Origin of the sequence: Arcobacter siniprincipis (SeqCode), from assembly GCF_048571125.1 — a bacterium.
GTDB classification, from domain to species: Bacteria; Campylobacterota; Campylobacteria; order Campylobacterales; family Arcobacteraceae; genus Arcobacter; species Arcobacter siniprincipis.
Genome location: NZ_CP182343.1, coordinates 1,940,903 through 1,960,707 on the forward strand (window position 1 = coordinate 1,940,903; position 19,805 = coordinate 1,960,707).

At 27.0% G+C, this 19,805-nt stretch carries 24 protein-coding genes; 9 read left to right on the top strand and 15 right to left on the bottom strand.

Annotated elements, in window-relative coordinates; all coding sequences use genetic code 11:
• Positions 1-40: 40 nt before the first annotated feature.
• Positions 41-847 (top strand): shikimate dehydrogenase, encoded by an 807-nt coding sequence (locus tag ACNI3D_RS09735; protein WP_419766845.1) that lies wholly within the window; start codon positions 41-43, stop codon positions 845-847.
• A gap of 9 nt (positions 848-856) precedes the next feature.
• On the opposite strand, the gene ACNI3D_RS09740 is transcribed toward ACNI3D_RS09735, so the two are convergent.
• The 6 genes from ACNI3D_RS09740 to ACNI3D_RS09765 form a co-directional block, all read right to left on the bottom strand.
• Positions 857-1,504, bottom strand: coding sequence for a helix-turn-helix transcriptional regulator (locus ACNI3D_RS09740; RefSeq protein ID WP_129099417.1), 648 nt, complete (start codon positions 1,502-1,504; stop codon positions 857-859).
• A gap of 48 nt (positions 1,505-1,552) precedes the next feature.
• On the bottom strand, positions 1,553-2,647 hold the full coding sequence (locus ACNI3D_RS09745) for a threonine synthase (RefSeq protein ID WP_419766846.1): 1,095 nt from the start codon (positions 2,645-2,647) through the stop codon (positions 1,553-1,555).
• Between the two features lie 11 nt (positions 2,648-2,658).
• Positions 2,659-3,036, bottom strand: coding sequence for a RidA family protein (locus ACNI3D_RS09750; protein ID WP_129099419.1), 378 nt, complete (start codon positions 3,034-3,036; stop codon positions 2,659-2,661).
• A gap of 382 nt (positions 3,037-3,418) precedes the next feature.
• On the bottom strand, positions 3,419-4,315 hold the full coding sequence (locus ACNI3D_RS09755) for a peptidylprolyl isomerase (RefSeq protein ID WP_419766847.1): 897 nt from the start codon (positions 4,313-4,315) through the stop codon (positions 3,419-3,421).
• 64 nt (positions 4,316-4,379) lie between these two features.
• Entirely contained in the window at positions 4,380-5,729 is a 1,350-nt protein-coding gene (locus ACNI3D_RS09760; RefSeq protein WP_419766848.1) for a multiheme c-type cytochrome, read from the bottom strand.
• A 25-nt stretch (positions 5,730-5,754) separates the two neighbouring features.
• The gene (locus ACNI3D_RS09765; RefSeq protein WP_419766849.1) at positions 5,755-6,300 is read right to left on the bottom strand and encodes a cytochrome c3 family protein; all 546 of its coding nucleotides are present in this window, start codon (positions 6,298-6,300) and stop codon (positions 5,755-5,757) included.
• A gap of 420 nt (positions 6,301-6,720) precedes the next feature.
• Between ACNI3D_RS09765 and ACNI3D_RS09770 the strand changes: the two genes are divergently transcribed.
• Both ACNI3D_RS09770 and ACNI3D_RS09775 read left to right on the top strand, forming a co-directional pair.
• Entirely contained in the window at positions 6,721-7,359 is a 639-nt protein-coding gene (locus ACNI3D_RS09770; protein ID WP_129101959.1) for a UPF0323 family lipoprotein, read from the top strand.
• A 3-nt stretch (positions 7,360-7,362) separates the two neighbouring features.
• Positions 7,363-8,541 carry a glutathionylspermidine synthase family protein gene (locus tag ACNI3D_RS09775; RefSeq protein WP_419766850.1) on the top strand — a complete coding sequence of 393 codons (1,179 nt, stop codon included), beginning with the start codon at positions 7,363-7,365 and terminating at the stop codon, positions 8,539-8,541.
• 17 nt (positions 8,542-8,558) lie between these two features.
• Here ACNI3D_RS09775 and ACNI3D_RS09780 read toward each other — a convergent pair whose 3' ends face one another.
• The 8 genes from ACNI3D_RS09780 to ACNI3D_RS09815 are packed head-to-tail and all read right to left on the bottom strand — an operon-like array spanning position 8,559 to position 13,345.
• A complete protein-coding gene (locus ACNI3D_RS09780; RefSeq protein ID WP_129101957.1) occupies positions 8,559-9,041 on the bottom strand; it encodes a hypothetical protein in 483 nt (160 codons plus the stop codon).
• Positions 9,038-9,997: a tetraacyldisaccharide 4'-kinase gene (locus tag ACNI3D_RS09785; protein WP_419766851.1), complete on the bottom strand. Its 960-nt coding sequence runs from the start codon at positions 9,995-9,997 to the stop codon at positions 9,038-9,040. The genes ACNI3D_RS09780 and ACNI3D_RS09785 overlap by 4 nt, the downstream gene beginning before the upstream one ends.
• Before the next feature lie 3 nt (positions 9,998-10,000).
• On the bottom strand, positions 10,001-11,137 hold the full coding sequence (locus ACNI3D_RS09790; RefSeq protein WP_129101955.1) for a DegT/DnrJ/EryC1/StrS family aminotransferase: 1,137 nt from the start codon (positions 11,135-11,137) through the stop codon (positions 10,001-10,003).
• A gap of 1 nt (position 11,138) precedes the next feature.
• A complete protein-coding gene (locus ACNI3D_RS09795; RefSeq protein ID WP_375153690.1) occupies positions 11,139-11,897 on the bottom strand; it encodes an NAD+ synthase in 759 nt (252 codons plus the stop codon).
• Positions 11,898-11,917: 20 nt separating this feature from the next.
• The gene (locus ACNI3D_RS09800) at positions 11,918-12,133 is read right to left on the bottom strand and encodes a SprT family zinc-dependent metalloprotease (protein ID WP_013135675.1); all 216 of its coding nucleotides are present in this window, start codon (positions 12,131-12,133) and stop codon (positions 11,918-11,920) included.
• Positions 12,133-12,366 carry a (2Fe-2S)-binding protein gene (locus tag ACNI3D_RS09805; RefSeq protein ID WP_129101954.1) on the bottom strand — a complete coding sequence of 78 codons (234 nt, stop codon included), beginning with the start codon at positions 12,364-12,366 and terminating at the stop codon, positions 12,133-12,135. Before ACNI3D_RS09805 ends, ACNI3D_RS09800 begins: the two co-directional genes overlap by 1 nt.
• Positions 12,359-12,589: a (2Fe-2S)-binding protein gene (locus ACNI3D_RS09810; RefSeq protein ID WP_129101953.1), complete on the bottom strand. Its 231-nt coding sequence runs from the start codon at positions 12,587-12,589 to the stop codon at positions 12,359-12,361. The genes ACNI3D_RS09805 and ACNI3D_RS09810 overlap by 8 nt, the downstream gene beginning before the upstream one ends.
• Positions 12,590-13,345, bottom strand: a complete 756-nt coding sequence (locus tag ACNI3D_RS09815; RefSeq protein ID WP_419766852.1) for a TerB family tellurite resistance protein — start codon at positions 13,343-13,345, stop codon at positions 12,590-12,592. It abuts the gene before it with no gap.
• Between the two features lie 82 nt (positions 13,346-13,427).
• On the opposite strand from ACNI3D_RS09815, the gene tatB reads away from it, so the two are divergent.
• From tatB to ACNI3D_RS09845, 6 genes are read left to right on the top strand one after another with little or no spacing between them, the layout of a single operon-like run.
• Entirely contained in the window at positions 13,428-13,892 is a 465-nt protein-coding gene (tatB, locus tag ACNI3D_RS09820) for a Sec-independent protein translocase protein TatB (RefSeq protein WP_419766853.1), read from the top strand.
• Positions 13,892-14,623, top strand: a complete 732-nt coding sequence (tatC, locus tag ACNI3D_RS09825) for a twin-arginine translocase subunit TatC (RefSeq protein ID WP_129101950.1) — start codon at positions 13,892-13,894, stop codon at positions 14,621-14,623. Before tatB ends, tatC begins: the two co-directional genes overlap by 1 nt.
• Positions 14,610-15,647 (top strand): tRNA preQ1(34) S-adenosylmethionine ribosyltransferase-isomerase QueA, encoded by a 1,038-nt coding sequence (queA, locus tag ACNI3D_RS09830; RefSeq protein ID WP_419766854.1) that lies wholly within the window; start codon positions 14,610-14,612, stop codon positions 15,645-15,647. The genes tatC and queA overlap by 14 nt, the downstream gene beginning before the upstream one ends.
• Before the next feature lie 16 nt (positions 15,648-15,663).
• The gene (locus tag ACNI3D_RS09835; protein ID WP_419766855.1) at positions 15,664-16,422 is read left to right on the top strand and encodes an exonuclease domain-containing protein; all 759 of its coding nucleotides are present in this window, start codon (positions 15,664-15,666) and stop codon (positions 16,420-16,422) included.
• Complete coding sequence (locus ACNI3D_RS09840) at positions 16,409-17,089, top strand: response regulator transcription factor (protein WP_419766856.1); 681 nt, start codon at positions 16,409-16,411, stop codon at positions 17,087-17,089. Before ACNI3D_RS09835 ends, ACNI3D_RS09840 begins: the two co-directional genes overlap by 14 nt.
• Entirely contained in the window at positions 17,082-18,398 is a 1,317-nt protein-coding gene (locus tag ACNI3D_RS09845) for an ATP-binding protein (protein ID WP_419766857.1), read from the top strand. Before ACNI3D_RS09840 ends, ACNI3D_RS09845 begins: the two co-directional genes overlap by 8 nt.
• 1 nt (position 18,399) lies before the next feature.
• On the opposite strand, the gene ccoG is transcribed toward ACNI3D_RS09845, so the two are convergent.
• Entirely contained in the window at positions 18,400-19,704 is a 1,305-nt protein-coding gene (ccoG, locus tag ACNI3D_RS09850) for a cytochrome c oxidase accessory protein CcoG (protein WP_419766858.1), read from the bottom strand.
• Positions 19,705-19,805: the final 101 nt, after the last annotated feature.

Genomic DNA, 19,805 nt, shown 5'->3' on the forward strand with positions numbered 1-19,805 from the left:
TTCTTTGGGTAGAATGTCCCTCTTTATTTTAAGGAAATCAATGTCACAAGAAAAAGAAAAATTTTTAATATTTGGTAACCCTGTTGAACACTCAAAATCTCCTCAAATGCACAATAGTGCTTTTGACCATCTAAACATTAACTCTTATTATGATAAATATTTATTAACAGATGGAAAAAAGATAAAAGATACATTCAACCACGAAAATGCGAAAGGAGCTAACATAACAGTTCCCTTCAAAGAAGAAGCATTTAGACAAGCAGACGAAGTTGTTGGAATAGCAAATGAAATTGAAGCTGTAAATACTTATGTAAAAAAAGACAATAAAGTATTTGCTTACAATACAGATGCTCCTGGATTTATGAAAGCCATAAAAGATTTTGGTAAAATCAATTCTGTTCTTATTTTGGGTGCAGGTGGCACGGCAAAAGCCATTGCCATGGCTTTAAAAGAAGAAAATATAGAAGTTAGAATTCTAAATAGAAGTGCAGAAAAACTTGTATTTTTTAAAACACAAGGTTTTAAAACATATACGTGGGGTAACTTTCAAATGAATCATTATGATTTAATTGTAAACTCAACAAGTGCTGGATTAAAAGATGAAGATTATCCAATCAAAAAAACTACCTTAGAAAGTATATTTTTAAATGCAAAATTTGCTTTTGACTGTATTTATGGAAAAGAAACTCCATTTTTAAAACTTGCACAATTAGAAGGATTAAAAGTAAAAGATGGTGAAGATATGCTTCTTTATCAAGGTGTTTTAGCCCTTGAACTTTTTACTGATACTACTTTAGATAATCAAACTATAGAAATTATGAGAAAAGCACTTAAAGAAGAAAATTAGTTTTCTTCTTTATCTTTTCCCTTTTATAGTATCTAAATAACTATATACGGTTACTTTTGAAACACCCATAAAGTTTGCAACTTTATCTATAGAGCCTTTTACTAAAAAAATACCTTTCTCATCCATAAATCTAATAATTTCTAAGCTTTTTTTTCTTGTTAGTTTTTCATTATTTTTAACTGTGTTTTTAAATATTTGTTCTATGATATTATCAAGTGTACTCATAATATCTTGATCAAGTATATATTCTTCTTGTTTTTTCATATTTTCAGTTGAAGATGTATTTCCCAAAAATCCTTGTAACTCTTCTTGTAAAAGATGAGATAAAGTCAAATCATAATTAAGACATAACATACCTATTACTGCATCTTTTTCATCGCGAATCAAGGCTGATGAAGATTTGATCTTTTTCCCATCTTCTGTTTCAAAAAAATAATTAACTACATAATCATCTTTAAAATCTTTATTAAGCAAAACCATTTTTATAAGGTGGTCAAAACTTTGACCAACTTTTCTACCTGTAACATCTCCATTTGCTGCATAAACTACAGAATTTTGAGGTTGTGTTAAATCATGTAACACAACTTCACAACTTTTTCCAAAAGTTTTTACAATTAAGTTTGCGATTGGTATATAAGCTTTAAGAATTAAATTCATAAAAGTCTCCTTCTCAAAATGTAATATATCAAAAAAATACTAAATTATTTAATGATCAGATTTTAAACCAGCACCACACATAGAGATTAAACAATCACTTAAAATTTCATTATCTTTACAATATTGTAAATAAGCAGCATATGAAGCAGCTGTTGTGTGCTCACAATAAATTCCTTTTGATGCAAGGATTTCTCTACTTCTAACAATCTCATCTTCTGGTGCAATAATTGTCTTTACGTTATACTTATAAATGTATTCCAAAACTTCTTCTCCTCTCATTGGTACACCAATTGCTATACCTTCCGCTAATGTAGACTTTGGAACTATTTTAGAAGGTTTTGATTCACTATTTTTTGTAGCTAATACAAAAGGGGGACAATACTCACTTTGTATAGCATAAATATTTGGCATTGATTCAATCAACTTACTTTCAAATAATTCTTCTAAAGCTTTAATCACACCAATAAATAAAGTCCCATTTCCTAAAGGAACAAATATATTTTTAGGAATTCTATTTAATTGTTCATATACTTCATAAATATATGTTTTTGTTCCTTCATAAAAAAATGGATTATAGACATGATTTGCATAATATTTCTTCTCTTCACTAACTTTCTTTCTACAAATGTCTGCACAATCATCTCTTGAACCAGGTGTTATATTTACTTTTGCATTATGAGATTTAATCATATTTATTTTTTTAGGTGAAGTTCCTTTGGGAACAAATATTTCACACTCTATATCAGCTTTTGCACAATAAGCAGCCACACTATTTCCTGCATTTCCACTACTATCTTGAACTACACTTTTTACTCCAATTGATTTACAATGAGCTATTAACATAGCTGCACCTCTATCTTTAAAAGATAATGTTGGCATAAAATAATCCATTTTTAATAATACATTTTCATCAAATTTAATTACAGGAGTCATTCCTTCACCAAGAGTGATATCTTTCCAGCTATCATCGATTATTGGCATAAACTTTCTATAACGAAATAGTCCCCATGTATTTTTATCTACAAGTTCCAAATCAAATTTAGGTGCGTTAAACTGCAACTTCCATAATCCACCACAATCGCATTTTGATTTTTGAGATGTTACATCTTCTATTTTTTTACATTTGCTACAAATATATTTCATTAAGTACTCCTTTATTTACAAGTAGCTATAACATCAACTTCAACTTTAAATCCAAAGTGAAGTCTTGGCAAGGCAATAATAGTACGCGCTGGTGTATGCTCTGCAAAGAAATTACTATAAATTTCATCAACAGTAGACCATTTGTCTAAATCATTAATATAAACATTCACTTTTAAAACTTTTTCTTTACAAGAACCTGCTTCTTTTAGAATTAATTCTATATTACTCAAAACTTGTTTTAGCTCTTCAGACATTGTTCCAAATTTCTTTTCACCAGTATTTGGATCAATTGAAAATTGTCCTGATAAATATACTCTATTGTCTTCTATTAAGCTCAAAGCATAATGACCATTTGCCTTTAAACTTTTAATTTTATTTATAGTTTTCAAAATAATTCCTTTTAAATTTTATTCTAATTGTATAATTTTTTATACAAAATGTCAATTTTATATAAAAAATTATACATTAAATAAATAAAATAGGATGTAAAATGTTTGATTTAAATTTGACTTAAATCTAAAAAAATTTGGACAATAATTTTAGATTGATTTATAGTATATCTGCAACAACCAGTTATATTATAATGGGATGGAATATTAAAAATCTATCAATTTAATAAACATGTTATATCTTAATAACTGTATTGCTTATATTATTTAGTTAGTGTCAAGGAGAATGTTTTTACACCATATGGAGTAAAATTAGCTTATAAATTAAATATAAATAGTTAAAATGGTATTAGGTTAAACCCAATACCATTAAATATTTTTACTAATTTAAGATCTTTATAGTTGCGCTTTCTTTAAGTTCTCTTATTTTATTCATTGCCCAAGCTTTTACACTTTTTTGCACATATTCTTCTTTTACTTTATCTTTTACCCCTTCAAAAGTACTATTATATTCAGGGATATCATTTAATACATAAAAGATTTCATAACCAAATTCAGTTTTTACTGCATTGTCAGTGAAAAAACCTCTTTTCTTATCTTTTAAAATTGGACTTAATTCACTATTTAATACAGACAAAGGTATTTTTCCAAAATAACCACTATTTTTAGCAGTTGGAGCCAATGAATATTTTTTTGCAAGTATTGAAAACTCTTGAAGTATATCTTTTGCATTTTGTAATTTTTTTATAATTTCTTTAGCTAAAGATAGTTTTTCAACTACTATACTTAAAAGTTCAATTTGTGCTGGCGTATCATATTTATATTTTGTATCCATGTAATATTTTTCTAGTTCTTTATCACTTGGTGCTAATTGTTCAGCTCTTTGAGTGAGTAAAAAATCAAATGCCAATAAACCTTTTTTACTGTTTAGTTGCTCTTGAGTATAACCTTTTACATTTTTTTGTTTAATTACATCTGCAAGATTGTTATTATCTTTTTTATTATCATTCTCATCTGACATTTTTAAAATATGATTTAGTACTTTTTTAAACTCTTCACTTTTTATAATATCAGTTTTTAGGGCATAATCACTTGCCAATCTTTTTTCAATTAGTTTATTGACAATATTTTTTTGTGTTTCTTTATCTAAAGTTTTAAAATTACTTGGAGCAACTTGTGTTGTAACATTTTCTCCATTTACAACAGCCAAAATATCATTTCCATAAGTTGATGATATAAAAGACAAAATTATAGCTATAATATATATTAATTTTTTCACATTTTACCCTTTTAGAATATGTAGAAGGAGAATTTTCATCCTTCTACACTAAATAAAAATCAATTTATTCTTCGATTTTACCTGATTTAATTCTTTTTTCATAAATAATTTTAAGTTCTCTTATATCTTGTTGAACTTCAAATACTCCATGCCAATGAGCATAATCAGGAGCTCCCATTAGTGCACCTTGTCTCATTCTTCTACCTTCATGATGCCATAAATGATACCAAATTTTAAATGCTTTATCAGACCATTTATCTTTATGCATTAAACCTTTTTTAGTTAATTCATCTATCATTTTTTTAGCATCAATTGCATAAGTGTTATATAACTCAACATGTTTATCTGCCATATTGAAAAAGTTTTTAGTATGTGTTTTTGTATGACAAGAGACACAAACTTGTTCCATTTCAGTACGCGCAGCAGTACTTCCATCTGGATTACCAGCTAAAGGATTACCTTTTGTGATTTTTCCATTCTCAAAATCTTTTACAGCAGTTTCATATCCACCTTCTCTTGTTTTAGAAATTGGCATCCATACATTCCATTTAAGTCGTTTACTCACATTATGAGTTGTTTTTAAATTACCAATACCACTCATATGACAAGTAGCACAAGTAGGTGCTCTATAATCACCTGGTTCCCAAGCATCTGGTGCTGAATCATATTTCCATTTACTACCTTCACTATTAAAGATATGTCCATGCATTGAATTATTATATATTTCTATATCTGGATGATCAGGCCCTAAGTGACAAGATGCACAAGCGGCTGGTTTTCTTGCTTCTTCGATAGAAAATTTGTGTCCTGAGTGACAAGATTTACAATTACCTACACCACCATCTGGATAAACATTTCCAATACCATAATTTGGCCATGTTTCAGCAGTTGGTCTTTTATCTTTTCCAAGTTTAATAATTGAACCATGACATTGCATACAACCTGTTGCTTCTGGAGAGTGTTTTAAATCTGGATGATTTCTACCCTCAAAGTACTCCATAAGTGATTTCATACCTTCTTTAGCTTGAATCTGAATAGCAGCTCTTGCATGACCACTTTGTTGAAACTCTTTTACTTCATTTGGATGGCATCTTTCACATGTTTTTGGACTTACCAATGATGATACAAAAATATCAGTACCTTTTATACCTTCACAATTTTGTGCTGCCATTGGATTATCTTTTTTAACACCATGACAGTCAATACAGCTCACACCTACATGTCCATGTCTACTCTCTTTCCAGTCATTTATATGACCAGGAGTTATTTTTGCATGACATTCAACACAACTTTTTCCAGTCTCTGTTAAACCACGATCAACTTTTAAAGTTTTAACATTTGTTATATCTCCAACATTTGCTGCAAATGATAATAGTCCAAATGAAAGAAATATAAATAACATTCTTTTTAACATTTTACTTCCTTTTTGTGTATCAAATTTATTTTTTAATATAATCACCTAAAATATGATGACCAACATTTTTATGACATTCAACACATTTTTTATCTGTTCTTTTTTCAAAATACTCTTTATGTGCAATAAAAGCTTTTGTATTACTTGATGTAGCATTTTGTAAATTTGTATGACAATTCATACACCCCGAATCAAAAACAAATCTTTTTGCGTGTTTTCTTTTTTCTTCCCAATCAATTGATTCTAAGTCTCCAAAATTTTGTACTCTAACATCATGTAAACCAGTTTTTGCTTTTTCAAAAAGATAATTAGCAAGTGAGTCATGAGGCAAATGACAATCAACACATTTAGCTCTCACACCGTTAACATTATTACCACCATGAGCATCACGATAATATGAATTGGCCATTGGTTGCATCGTATGACACATTGTACAAAACTTATCATCTGAAGTTTTGTGTACTCCAACTGCTACACCAAAGGAGAAAAGTAGACCTATAATTCCACCTAAAACAAATATTCCTATAATTAACCATAAAGACTTAATTTTTTTTTCTTTATTACAGGACATAAAAACTCCTAATTATTATAACTTTGATTAATCAAAGTAAAGATGATAATTAAATCATCTGACTCAAAATTTATTCATTTCAAAATGAATAATGTTTGCATTTATATACCTAATTTACGAAATTTAGTTTTATAATAGTAAAGGGAAACTAATCAATTTAAACTCCTTTTATTTATTATAATCTTAATAATAATTAATCAATTTTATTTTATAAGTATAAAATTTATAAATTAATATTATTATTAAAGAATATTTTAACTAAATGAAAGAGTGAAAAAATTGACCAAGGTCAAGAAATGAATAATAATTCACTAAAGTTAAATTTTTTAAAATATAAAATCTGTTCACCTATTATTAACACAATTTCGATAAAATGACTACACTACTATAAATAATTTTTAAATGATGCGAAGGAACTAGATGAAACATATAAAAAAAATATCAGACTATGCAGTTGTTGGTGGATTAGGTGCTATACTAATCACTGGGCTAGTAGGATGTGGAGATAATTCAAATAATAATCAAGAGGGACAAAACAGTGCTTTTACAAATGCTAGCCAAAAACAAGCTGCCTTTGTAGTTATTGAAGAGAGTAAAGAAGGAAAATATAAGATTGTAGATGAATTTCCCTCTTCAAAAACAACAATTGTATTAAGAAAACCAGATGGAAGTGAAAAGATTCTTAGTCAAGCGGAAATACAAAAACTAGTAAAAGAAGAAGAAATGAAGATTGACAATGGAACTTCTGCTTTAACAAATCCTGAAATGTCAAGTGGGGGAATGGGACTTGGTGGAGTTTTATTATCATCAATTGCTGGAGCAATGATTGGTTCATGGATTGGAAATAAACTATTCAATAACCAAAACTTTCAATCTCAAAGAAGAACACAATACAAATCTCCTCAAACATACTCTAAAAGTCAAAGTTCATTTACAAAAGCTGCGAATACAAGCAAAACTTCAACTTCAAGTAAAAAAAGTGGTTTTTTTGGTGGAGGAAGCTCTTCAAAATCTAGTTCATCTTTTGGCTCTAGATCTTCTGGCTTTTTTGGTGGTTGATAAATGAAATTACAAAAACTAAAACCTCTTACAAATGAATACTTAGAATCAATAGGATTTGTTTGGCATACAGATGAAGATGAAACTTCATATATATCAGATGAGATAGTTCAAATAAGTGAAGAAGAAGCTAATGCTTACTACGAAGCTACAAATGAACTATATGACATGTTTTGTGAAGCTGGGGATTATGTTATAGAAAATAATCTATTTCATGAGATAAATATTCCATTTAACTTAGTAAATCTTATAAAAGAATCTTGGGAAAATGATGTGCATTGGCATTTATATTCAAGATTTGATTTAGCTGGTGGAATAGATGGGAAGCCTATAAAACTAATCGAATTTAATGCAGATACTCCAACTGCTGTTTTTGAAACAGCTATTATTCAATGGGCTATGCTCAAAGCCAATAATTTAGATGAAGCAAGTCAATTTAACAACTTATATGATGCACTAAAAGACAACTTCAAAAGAATCATTACAATGGAAGATGATATAGAGAAGTTTGAAGAGTTTTATAAAGATTTAGGTTGGAAAATACTTTTTTCTTCTATTGCTTCTATCAGTGAAGATATTAATACAACCAAGCTTTTACAGCATATTGCAACAGAAGCTGGCTTTAATACTGATTTTGAATATATTGACAAAGTTCAATTCAATGATGAAGGTATTTTCAAAGATGATGTAAATTTTGAATTTTGGTTTAAACTTATACCTTGGGAAAATATTGCCATAGATGAAAGTGAATTAGCTTTGATTTTAGAAGATATAGTTGCTAACAAAAAAGCAATTATTTTCAATCCTGCTTATACTTTAATGTTCCAATCAAAAGGTTTTATGAAAATTCTTTGGGACTTATACCCAAATCATCCACTTTTACTTGAAACTTCATTTGAACCACTTATTGGTAAAAAACAAGTTGAAAAAAGATGTTTTGGAAGAGAAGGTGCAAATGTTGCTATTATTAATAGTGACAATTCACTAGATATGAAAACTGATGGTGATTATGAAGGTTTTAAAGCTATCTATCAAGAGTATGTAGAACTTCCAGTAGATGAAAGTGGAAATTCATACCAAGCAGGAGTATTTTATGCTTATGAAGCTTGCGCATTAGGATTTAGAAAAGGTGGCAAGATTTTAAATAATATGTCAAAATTTGTAGGTCATATTATAAAATAAACAAGAATTTTTCTTGTTTATTTAAAAGAACTTTTATTATCTCTTTCTTCCATATATTCTAATAGAATCTTAAAACTTTTTTCTATATTGTCAAAAACTTTTAACAACAAAACAGGAGTATGAGAAAGCTTTTTACTTAAGTCTTCTTTTCTAGCACTATCATCTCTTATATCTATTTCCCCGTTTGTTAAAACAATATCATATTTTCTTTTTCCATCTGTAAAACAAATACTAAAAGGAATATAATAATCATCTTCATCGTCACAATACCAACTAGGATCTCTTCTTAAAAAAACATAAGGTAAATCTCCATCAATTTGACAATGTAAGAGTTTACTTTTATTAAAAACTATTTTTCTCATATTTACTATATTTATTATAGATTTTTTTAGCCTTTTTTGTACTCTTTTATGTAACATTTTCCAAAGAAATGAATTAATCTTTTTTGAACCATCAAGATGTCCTAAATTATCTTCATTCATATAATATATATTTGTCATCGTTGTTCTTTATAGTTTATATAGTTTTCTAAAGTAGAAAAATCAATCTCATTTTTAAATTCTATTTCTAAATCCATCAAAACTAAATTTTTAATATGAAATTTTTCTAATTTAACAAAGTCTTTTGCAGTAGTTAAAATAGTAAAATCTTTATAAGACTTTTCAACTACCTCAATATCTAGTTTTGTGAAATTGTAATGGTCAGGGAAAGAGACTAATTCACAAGTAGTTGGAACAAAGTCTAAAAGTCTTTTTGCCTTTGAAATTGCTGTTAAAATAACTATTTTGGAAGGTAGTTCTTCTAATAACTTATCTTCTTTTTTAAATTTTACAACTCTTTTAAAATCAACACCCTCTTTTAAAACCATATTAGCAGTTGCATACATCATTTTAGGTTCTCTATAACCACCACTTGGCAGACAAAATATATTTTCAGGCTCTTTATAAGGTCTTAATAATATATCAAATTTATTTATATGATATTTTGAAAAACCATCATCTAAAAAAACTAATTTACATCCAAGCTCTTTTGCTTTTAAAATAGCTTTTACTCTATCTTCACTAACTATTACTGAAGCCTTTGTTAAAGAATTTGCTAAAAGCATAGCTTCATCGCCACTTACACTTACATCTTCTAAAATTTTTCCATTCTGACTTATTACATAAAGTCCTTGGGATTTTCTTCCATAGCCTCTTAATATAACTGCTACATCTTCTTTATCTTTTGCAAGGGCAATTGTTATGGGAGTTTTTCCACTTCCACCTACTACTATATTTCCAATTGAAATAATTGATATACCAAAATCTAATTTTCGAGAAGATGACATACGCTTAAAAGCTATAATTATCATATAAATTAAAGTAAATGGAATAAGTAAAAAAGAGATGATTTTTTGAAAAGGTGTTGGAAAGAAGAGATACTCTTCTATCCAAATATTAAATTTTTGTTTTATCAACTATTAAATCCAAGAAGAAGCAATATCAATGATTTGATCACAGATATAATTTACCTCTTCATTTGTAAGTCCTGGATAAATAGGAATAGATAAAATTTGTTGATAAGATGTTAAAGCACTTCCATAAGTAGTAATTTTAATATTATATTTTTGTTTATAATAATTTAATAGATGTAAAGGAATATAATTTAATCCAGTATTAATACCTCTCTCTTTTAACTCTCTAGCAAAAGCATCTCTATTTCTTGAGATTTTAATGATATAGTGAGTAAAGATATGTTCTTCTTTTTGTTTAGGTATTTCTATATGTTTTACACCTGTAAGTCTCTCTTTATAGATTTTTGCAATCTCTTTTCTTCTTTTTATAAAACTATTTGTTTTTTTTAGTTGCGCCAAAGAAAATGCTGCATCTAGTTCACTTAAGTCATATTTATGTCCAATATCAACAACGTCATAAATATAATCTAAATTTCCATAATCATCATATGTAGTTGTAACAGCATGCGTTCTAAGTAATTTAGCACGAGATGCTAATTCTTCATCATTTGTAACAATAACTCCACTATTACTTACATCTGTTTTACCATTTGATGGATTTGTTGAAAAAACTGTCATATCAGCATTTAAAGAACCAACTGTTTCATCATTGTATGTAACTCCAAGAGCTGAAGTACAATCTTCTATTAAGATTATTTCATATTTTTTACATATAGCATATAATCTATCTAAATCAGGAGTTTGTCCTGCAACAAAAGAGATAATAGCACCTCTTAGTTTTTTAGAATTATTCTCTTCCAATGCTTTTTCAAACTTATTTAAATCGATATTCATATCATCTATATTTATATCAATAAAAATAGGCTCTGCATCAAAGTGTCTTACAACTTCAGGTACATTTACAAAAGAGTTTACAGACATTAATATTTTGTCACCTCTTTTTAACTTAATCGCACTAAGAGCTAGATGCAAAGCAGATGTTCCATTACATGTAGAAATAGCATACTTTGCACCAATAAATTTAGCCATATTCTCTTCAAATTCAAGTACCTTTGAACTATCTTTTTTAAGTTCCAAAACTGTTTTTAACTGTGCTAGTTCTTCTTCACCAACCGATGATTTATAAAATGCTATTTCTTTCATATTAACTCCATTTAATTTTTGCTATTGTTGGAAGCTTACCTTTGAATGCGTTAGCTTTCATTCTATAAATAATCATGTCAATAAGTTCTTTATCAACACCATTGTTTATTAACTCATCAGCTGAGATTTCCTCATCAACTAATTTTTTAAGTACTTCATCCATCTGTTTATAAGAGTATCCTAGTTCATCTTCATCACTTTGACCTTCCCATAAATCAGCACTTGGTCTTTTTCCTAAGATAGATTCAGGAACTCCTAAAAATTTACCAAATTCGTATTCATCACTTTTATACATCTCCCCTATTGGATTAATAGCACAAGCTACATCTCCAAATATAGTTCCATACCCTAAAAGAATTTCACTTTTGTTTGAAGTACCAACAACTAAAGATTTATCTCTAGCACTTACATCATATAAAACTGACATTCTCATTCTTGCACTAAAGTTACCAATTCTTAGTTTATCACCATCCATAAATTTTTCATGGGCTTCAACCATAGGAGCAATTTCAACTATTTCATAAGCTATGTCAAACTTTTTGCATACTTCTAAAGCATGGCTTACACTTCCTTCACTTGAATAATGAGAGGGCATAAGTACACAACTCATATTTTTTCCAAATGCTTCTTTAGATAAAATAGCTACTATTGCAGAATCTAAACCACCAGATAATCCTACAGTAACTCTTTGTAGACCAGCTTTTTTGACTTCGTCTTTTAGAAATACTATTAATTGTTCTTTTATATTATTCCATTCCATAATCATTATCCTTTAATAAATTATATCTCATTTATTTTTGTTTTTTCATAAATTTGTTCAAGAAAATCCTTATTATTTTCCCTAAAATTCTCTTTTTTACTTAATAAATTTTCTTTAATATCATATAGCTCTTCTAAATCAAAATAATCTAAAAACTTTGGGTTAATATCAATTTTTTCACCAGTAGATGAAATAAGAGTTTTTATTTCATCTATAACATACTCTTTTTCTTCCATTAATTTACTTTCACAAACTTATCTAATATTGTAGTTAAATATAGTTCCATTTTTTCTTCTCCAAAATCTTTTTCTTTACTTACACAACAACCACAACAAGTTCCTGCATCAGTTAATTGACCTATTTTTTCAATTGTATCAGCATTTTTTTCTTTAATGGCATACAAAATTTCTCCAAGTGATACATGCTTACAAGCACAAACTTCATAAGAGCGAGAAAAACTCTTAGCCATTAAAAAATTCTCCTAATATATCTTTACAATAAATCTTTTTTTTGACTTTCCCAAAATCACCTTCGTTCATTAAACAGTATCTACACTCAGTACCTGCTCTAGTTTTTTCTTGCAAATCCCCCAGTGATTTTATACCTTCATTTATAATCGAATTTTTTATATCACTAATTGTAACTTTAATACAATTACAAACTTCATAATTCTTATCAAAATTTTCTAACAATTATATATTCCTACTTTTTTTAATCATTTCATATGCTTCATTTATCTCTTGTAACTTTTTAGTTGCTTCATCAATAATATTTTGACTAGCACCCTGCCCTGATATAATATCAGGATGATGTTTTTTTACCAATCTTCTATAATTATTTTTAATTGTCTTATCATCATCTTCTTTTTTTGATTCTAAAACTTCATATGCTTGTTCAAGCGTAGTTGCTTGATTTTGAGCCTGAGAAGCATAAAAGTTTTCAAAGGCATTAATCATATGATTAAAATCATTAGTTTTAATTTGTAAAGCATTTGATATATCTTCACAAATCATTTTCTCTGCATCGCTAAAAGTTTTATCAATAAAAGCAAGATTTAATAGGTATTCTAAAATTTTGAGTCTTTTTTGGTAGTCACTTTTTGTTAGTTTATAAAGTTTTTGGGAAAGCTCCATTGTATTATCAAAACTTTTTTTCTCTTCATTATATATATTTTTTAACTTTTCTCTTATATCTTCACTATTTTCAAAATGACTAGAAATATCAGTAAAGGTGTGTTTTAACATTTCTGCTTCTAATTCACACACACTTCCATCAGCTTTTGCAACTTTTGCCATAAGGGCAATTAAAAGACCTGCTTCATGATGGAGTAAATCTCCTTGAAAATTTTCTTTAATATTAAATTTAATATTTTCAAACTTTTCTGTTTTATAACCTCTTGCTATAAAATATAAAATAATTCCCACAAAAAGTAAAACTAATAATTTCATTTAACACCTTTTTAAATAATTAGATAGATTTTATCAAAAATAAGGTAAAATCTTTCCTTTAATAATTAAATGGAGACATTATATGTTTGGAATGGGATTTATGGAAATTATGCTAATCGCGATTATTGCGATTATTGCACTAGGCCCTGAGAAGTTACCTGATGCTATGGTATCAGTTGCACGATTTTTTAAGAAGTTTAAAAGTGGTCTTGAAGATGCAAAATCTACTCTAGACAATGAATTAAATATATCAGATATGAAAGAAGAAGCTAACAAATTTAGAAATCAAATAGAAGATGCGAAATCATCAGTTACAAAGTTTGATGATTTTGATTTAGGTGTGAAAGATATTTTAAAAGATGATAAAAATGATAAAGATAATAAAAAATCTAAAAAAGTATCATTTAAAGATGAAAAAGTAGAAGATGAAATAGAAGAAATAAAAAAAGTTGAAGAAGAAGATAAAGAAACTACTTCTGAGATAAAACCAAGTGATAAATTTAAAATTAAAAAAGAAATAAAAGAAAAAGAAGGGGATAAAGCCTAATGTTTGAAGACTTAAAACCCCATATTGCTGATCTTAGAAAAAGATTAATAATTTCAGTATTAACTTTAGTTGTTGCATTTTTTGCTTGTTTTACATTTTATGAACCAATTTTAAATTGGATGATGGTTCCAATAGAAGCTGTTCTTCCTGCAAAATCACAAATGGTTGCAGTAGAGATTCAAGAAACATTTTTTACAGCTTTAAAAGTCGCTTTTTTTAGTGGTTTTATTTTATCTTTACCTGTAATATTTTGGCAATTATGGCTATTTTTAGCCCCTGGACTTTATGATCATGAAAAAAAGCTTGTTATACCTTTTGTATTTTTTGCTACACTAATGTTTTTATCAGGTTCTGCTTTTGCTTATTATGTAGTTGTTCCTTTTGGATTTGAATTTTTAATTAACTTTGGTTCAGCAGTTGTTACAGTATTACCTAGTATTGGTAAATATGTAGGCTTCTTTACAAAACTTTTATTTGGTTTTGGAATTGCATTTGAACTTCCTGTTATTACTTTTTTCCTAGCAAAAATTGGACTTGTTGATGACAAGATGTTAAAAGATTTTTTCAAATATGCCATTGTAATAATTTTTATTGTTTCTGCACTTTTAACTCCACCTGATGTTTTAACTCAATTTTTAATGGCCGGACCACTTATTTTACTTTATGGCGCATCAATTTACATTGCCAAAGTATTTAATCCTGCGGATACTTCTTTAGATGATGAAGAGTAATTTAGACCCATTAAAAACATCTAGCTATGATTATTTTTTACCAAAAGAACTCATAGCTAGCAAACCTTTATACCCTGCTGATAGTGCTCGTCTTTTGGTTTATGATAGAAATAGGGATACAATAACTCATACTACATATAAACACTTACTTGATTTTTTGCCTAAAAATTTAAATATCTTTTTAAATGATACTAAAGTAATAAAAGCAAGAATTTACGGCAAAAAAGACAGTGGGGGGAAAACAGAATTACTATTTAATAAACCACTATTTATGAATAGATATCAAGTTATGATAAAAGGTAAAGTTCAAAAAGGAACAAAACTATTTTTTAATGAAAACTTAAGTGCTGAAGTTCTTGAATTAAATAATGAAGATGGTACAAGAACAGTTAAATTTTTCAAAGATACTAAAGAATTAGACTTTTTATCTTTAATTGAAATATTAAATGAAATAGGTCATTTACCTCTTCCTCACTATATGAATAGAGAAGATGAAAAAGAAGATGAAAAAGATTATCAAACTTTATTTGCAAAAAATTATGGTGCAGTTGCAGCACCAACAGCATCATTACACTTCACAGATGAACTTTTAGAAAATCTTAATAATAATCATAATATCAACTATCTAACACTACATGTAGGAGCTGGTACATTTAAACCAGTTGATGCAGAAAATATTTTAGAGCATCCAATGCATAGTGAATATTTTGAAATTTCAAGAGAAAGTTTAGAATCTTTAAAAGAAAAAAACAAAACCCTTGCAGTTGGAACAACAGTTACCAGAACGATAGAATACTATGCCAGAACGAACAAAATCCAAGGTGAATGTGATTTGTTTTTAAATCCAGCAAATAAACCAATAAAAGTAGACCATCTACTTACAAACTTTCATTTACCAAAATCAACTCTTATTATGTTAATAGCCTCTTTTGTAGGTTTAGAAAAAACTTTAGAGATATATGAAACTGCTGTAAAAGAAAAATATAGATTTTTTTCATACGGTGATGGAATGTTAATAATATAAAAGAAAAGGAAATTTTATGCCAAAATACGTACTATTTGATACAGAAACAACAGGAAACCAAGAAGAAGATAGAATCATACAACTAGGAGCTATGATTGTAGATGCAAAAGCTCCTATAGAAGTTTATGATGAATTATGTTTTTCTGATGTTGAAATAAAACTTGAAGCTATGGAAGTACACAATATAACACCTGATATGATTATAGGAAAACCAGAAGCTACTCAAACAAAATTTTATCAAAAACTTCAAGAGTACAATAATCCATCAAACTATTTAATTGCACATAATATAAATTTTGATTTAGGAATGATAAAAAAAGAAGGGTTTGAATCAAAATATCAAATATTAGATACATTAAGATGTGCACAACACCTCTTTCCAGAACTTCCATACCACAGACTTCAATACTTAAGGTATGCCCTTGATATTTATATGGATGAAGAGGAAGAAGCAGCAAAACATAATATAACTATAAAAGCCCATGATGCTATTGGTGATGTTTTGGTTATGAAGCTATTTTTATCACAACTTGTTGCAAAATGTAGAACTGTTTATCCAGATTTTAATCCTATGGAGAAATTAGTTGAACTTACAAAAACTCCTGTATTTATACAAACATTTAAATTTGGAAAATATAAAGGAAAAGAGACAACTCAAGTTGCAAAAGAAGATCCAAGTTATATTATGTGGATGATGAAAAATATGGACATGGATGAAAATTTAAAATACACTTTAGAAAAACTAACATCTACGGCAACAAATGATTACTACTAAAAATGATAAAGTCAAAATTCTTTATGTAGAAGATGATGATATAACAAGAGAAAATGCAATAGAGTATTTAGAAAACTACTTTGTAAATATTTATGAAGCAAAAGATGGTTTAGATGCTTTAAAAAAATTTGAGCAAATAAACCCAGATATAATTATTACAGATATTCAAATGCCTAAAATAGATGGTTTGGCATTTGTTAAAAATATAAGAGCAAAAAACAAAGAAGTTCAAATCATAGTTATAACAGCATATAACCACAAAGAATATCTTTTAAAAGCAATTGAACTTCAACTAGTAAAATATCTAATGAAACCAATAAAAGAAAATGAATTTAAAGATGCTCTTGAAGTTTGTATCGATAATCTAAAAAATAGTAAAACAAATATAATAAAATTAAATGAAGTTGCTATTTTTGACAAATATAATCATTCTCTTGTTGTAAATGATGAATTAATAAAGTTAAGAATAAAAGAGATTGATTTATTAACTCTACTTTTAAACAATAAAGATAGATATGTCACATACGAAGAAATAGAAAATTATGTTTGGAAAGATTTTCCTATGACCAAAGATGCTTTAAAAACTTTAGTTAAATATCTCAAACAAAAAATCTCAAAAAATATAATCTCTAATCATAATGGAGTTGGATATAAAATAAATGTATGATTTAACTACTGTTTTATCCTATGGAATAACTTTTGGGATTCTAATGATGACAATAGTATATACATTTATTAGATACATTTATTCAAAAGAACTTTTTTATTTAAGTTACTGCTTTATGCAAGTTTTTTCATTATCATATATAATTTTATATAGTAAGTTCTTTTTTTATGAGCTTTTTTTTCAAGACTTTTCCCTTTTTTTTGCGACTCTTTCAGCCTTAGTATTTGCAGTAAGATTTTATGAAGGTAAATTTATTCCTAAAATTACAAATAATAAAGAACTAATATTAAATACCTTATTACTTATTTTTATAATCTTGACTGCATTTTATCATTATTTATTATTTGAATACTTACCATACACAATTATTTATGCGATACTTTTTGTATCAATAGTATTTAATTTAAACCAAGGGTTTAAAGCTACAGCAATCTATGTTATAGGATGGTCTGTAATTTGTCTTATTTTATATATTTTAAATTTTAAAACTTATTTTAAAATGCATACTCATTTGGATTTAGTATTACTAGCTTTTGCAATGGAAGCTATTTTATTTACAATTTCTGTTGCATATAAATATAATCTATTAAAAAAAGAGAATGTAGAAATAGAATCAATGCTTTTACAGCAGTCAAAACTTGCTCAAAGTGGTGAAATGATTGCAAATATAACACATCAATTTAGACAACCTTTAAATAATCTTTCATATATTTTAATAAATTTAAAAAACAAATATAAGAATAATAATTTAGAAAAAGACTACTTTGAAAGAAAAACTTCCCAAGCAAATGAACAAATAGAATATTTATCTAATACAATTGAAAATTTCAAAAATTTTTACACTGAATCAAAAGAAAAAGAAGATTTTGAGATAAGAGAAGTTATTCAAAACTCTCTTTCAATTTTAAATAGTGATATAAAAAAGATAGAAGTAAATATTGATTTAATTTTTAATACAAATGAACATGTAAAAATATTTGGAATAAAAAATGAATTAGCCCAAGTTTTAATTGCAATAATTTCTAATGCACTTCATGCAGTAAAAACCATTGAAAATAGAAAAATAACAATTGAAATAAACTCAAATACTGCAGATGTGATGTTAACAATTAAGGATAATGGAGAAGGAATAAAATCTAAATTATTAGATAAAATTTTTGAACCATATTTTACTACAAAAAGTACTGGGACAGGACTTGGTTTATATTTATCAAAAATGATTATTGAAAAAAGTTTTAAAGGAAAACTTAATGTAAAAAGTAACCCAAAAGGAACTACTTTTTACATAAATATTGAGAAATCAGTTTAAACTATTTAGGAGAGAAAAATAGTATTTTTTTCTCCATTTTTACTTCTTTATTCTCTTTTGCATAAAATAATAAATTTATTTTTGAAGTATTAGTTTTATTTTTACTAACTAAAATCAACACAGTCTTTCTTGTTTGTTTTGGATTTAAAGTTATTGGATTATATCTTTTAATACTAATATTTTTATCTAAAACTTCAATATCAAAAGTATATCTTTTATCAGCACTATTATAAATAGTTAATAAATAATTATTTACAACTTTTCCATTTTCATCAATTTTATATAACTCTGTGTTTTTATTTATATTTACTAAAAATGGCTCTTTTTCAGACATAAAATAAGCAGTAAATAGTATACAAACAACTAAAGATAACATATAGACAAGATTTCTAGGATTTAGGAATTTTTCAAGTTTTTCTAATAAAACACTATTAGTACTTCCCCAATAAATAAGAGATTTTTTACCAAGTTTTCCCATTACACTGCTACAAGCATCAGAACACTCTAAACAGTTTATACACTCAACTTGTAACCCTTTTCTAATATCAATATGTGTAGGACAAACTTTTACACAAGCTTCACAAGTAGTACATTCTTCATTTCCTGACCATTGTTTTACATTGAAAATAGATTTTTCATTGTTAGGATAAATTTTTCCACCTCTATTGTGGTTGTAAACAACTTGTTTTGTATTATTATCATATAAAACAGACTGAATTCTAGAATATGGACATACATAAGTACAGAAGTGTTCTTTCATAAAAACAATATCATATACTAAAAATACAACAATAGTAAGAATAAACATCACTAAGAAAAAATGATCTTGTGGTGATTTCATGTATTCAATAAAATCTTCAGGTGGTACAAAATAAAGCATAAAATTTATTGCGATAACAAAAGATAAAATTATCCATAAAAGCAATCCAATATATTTTTTTATTTTTGTAGAAGTTTTATTATAGTTTATATCTTTTTGTTTATTTTTAATTCTTCGCAATTTTAATAAAAAAGTTTCTATCAAATCTCTATAGATAACTCTAAAAATAGTTTGAGGACATCCCCAACCACACCAAACCCTACCAAACATAGATGTCATTGCAAATATTCCAATGAACAAAAACATCAATAAAAATGGCATAATAAAAAACTCATTCATATTATATACATTTCCAAGGAAATGAAAATCATATGTAACAAATGACAACAATAACAAATGATTACCATCTATTGTTATAAAAGGTGTCCCCATTATAAAAATAGTTAAAATCGCATATGTAATATATCTTTTTTTCGAATAACTCATATTTTCTCCTTTTTATAAAGCTAATTGTAAAAATATTAAGTGGTATATTTGTGGTATATAAATTGAATATTTAAAAATATTAATAATTTATAATTAATTAC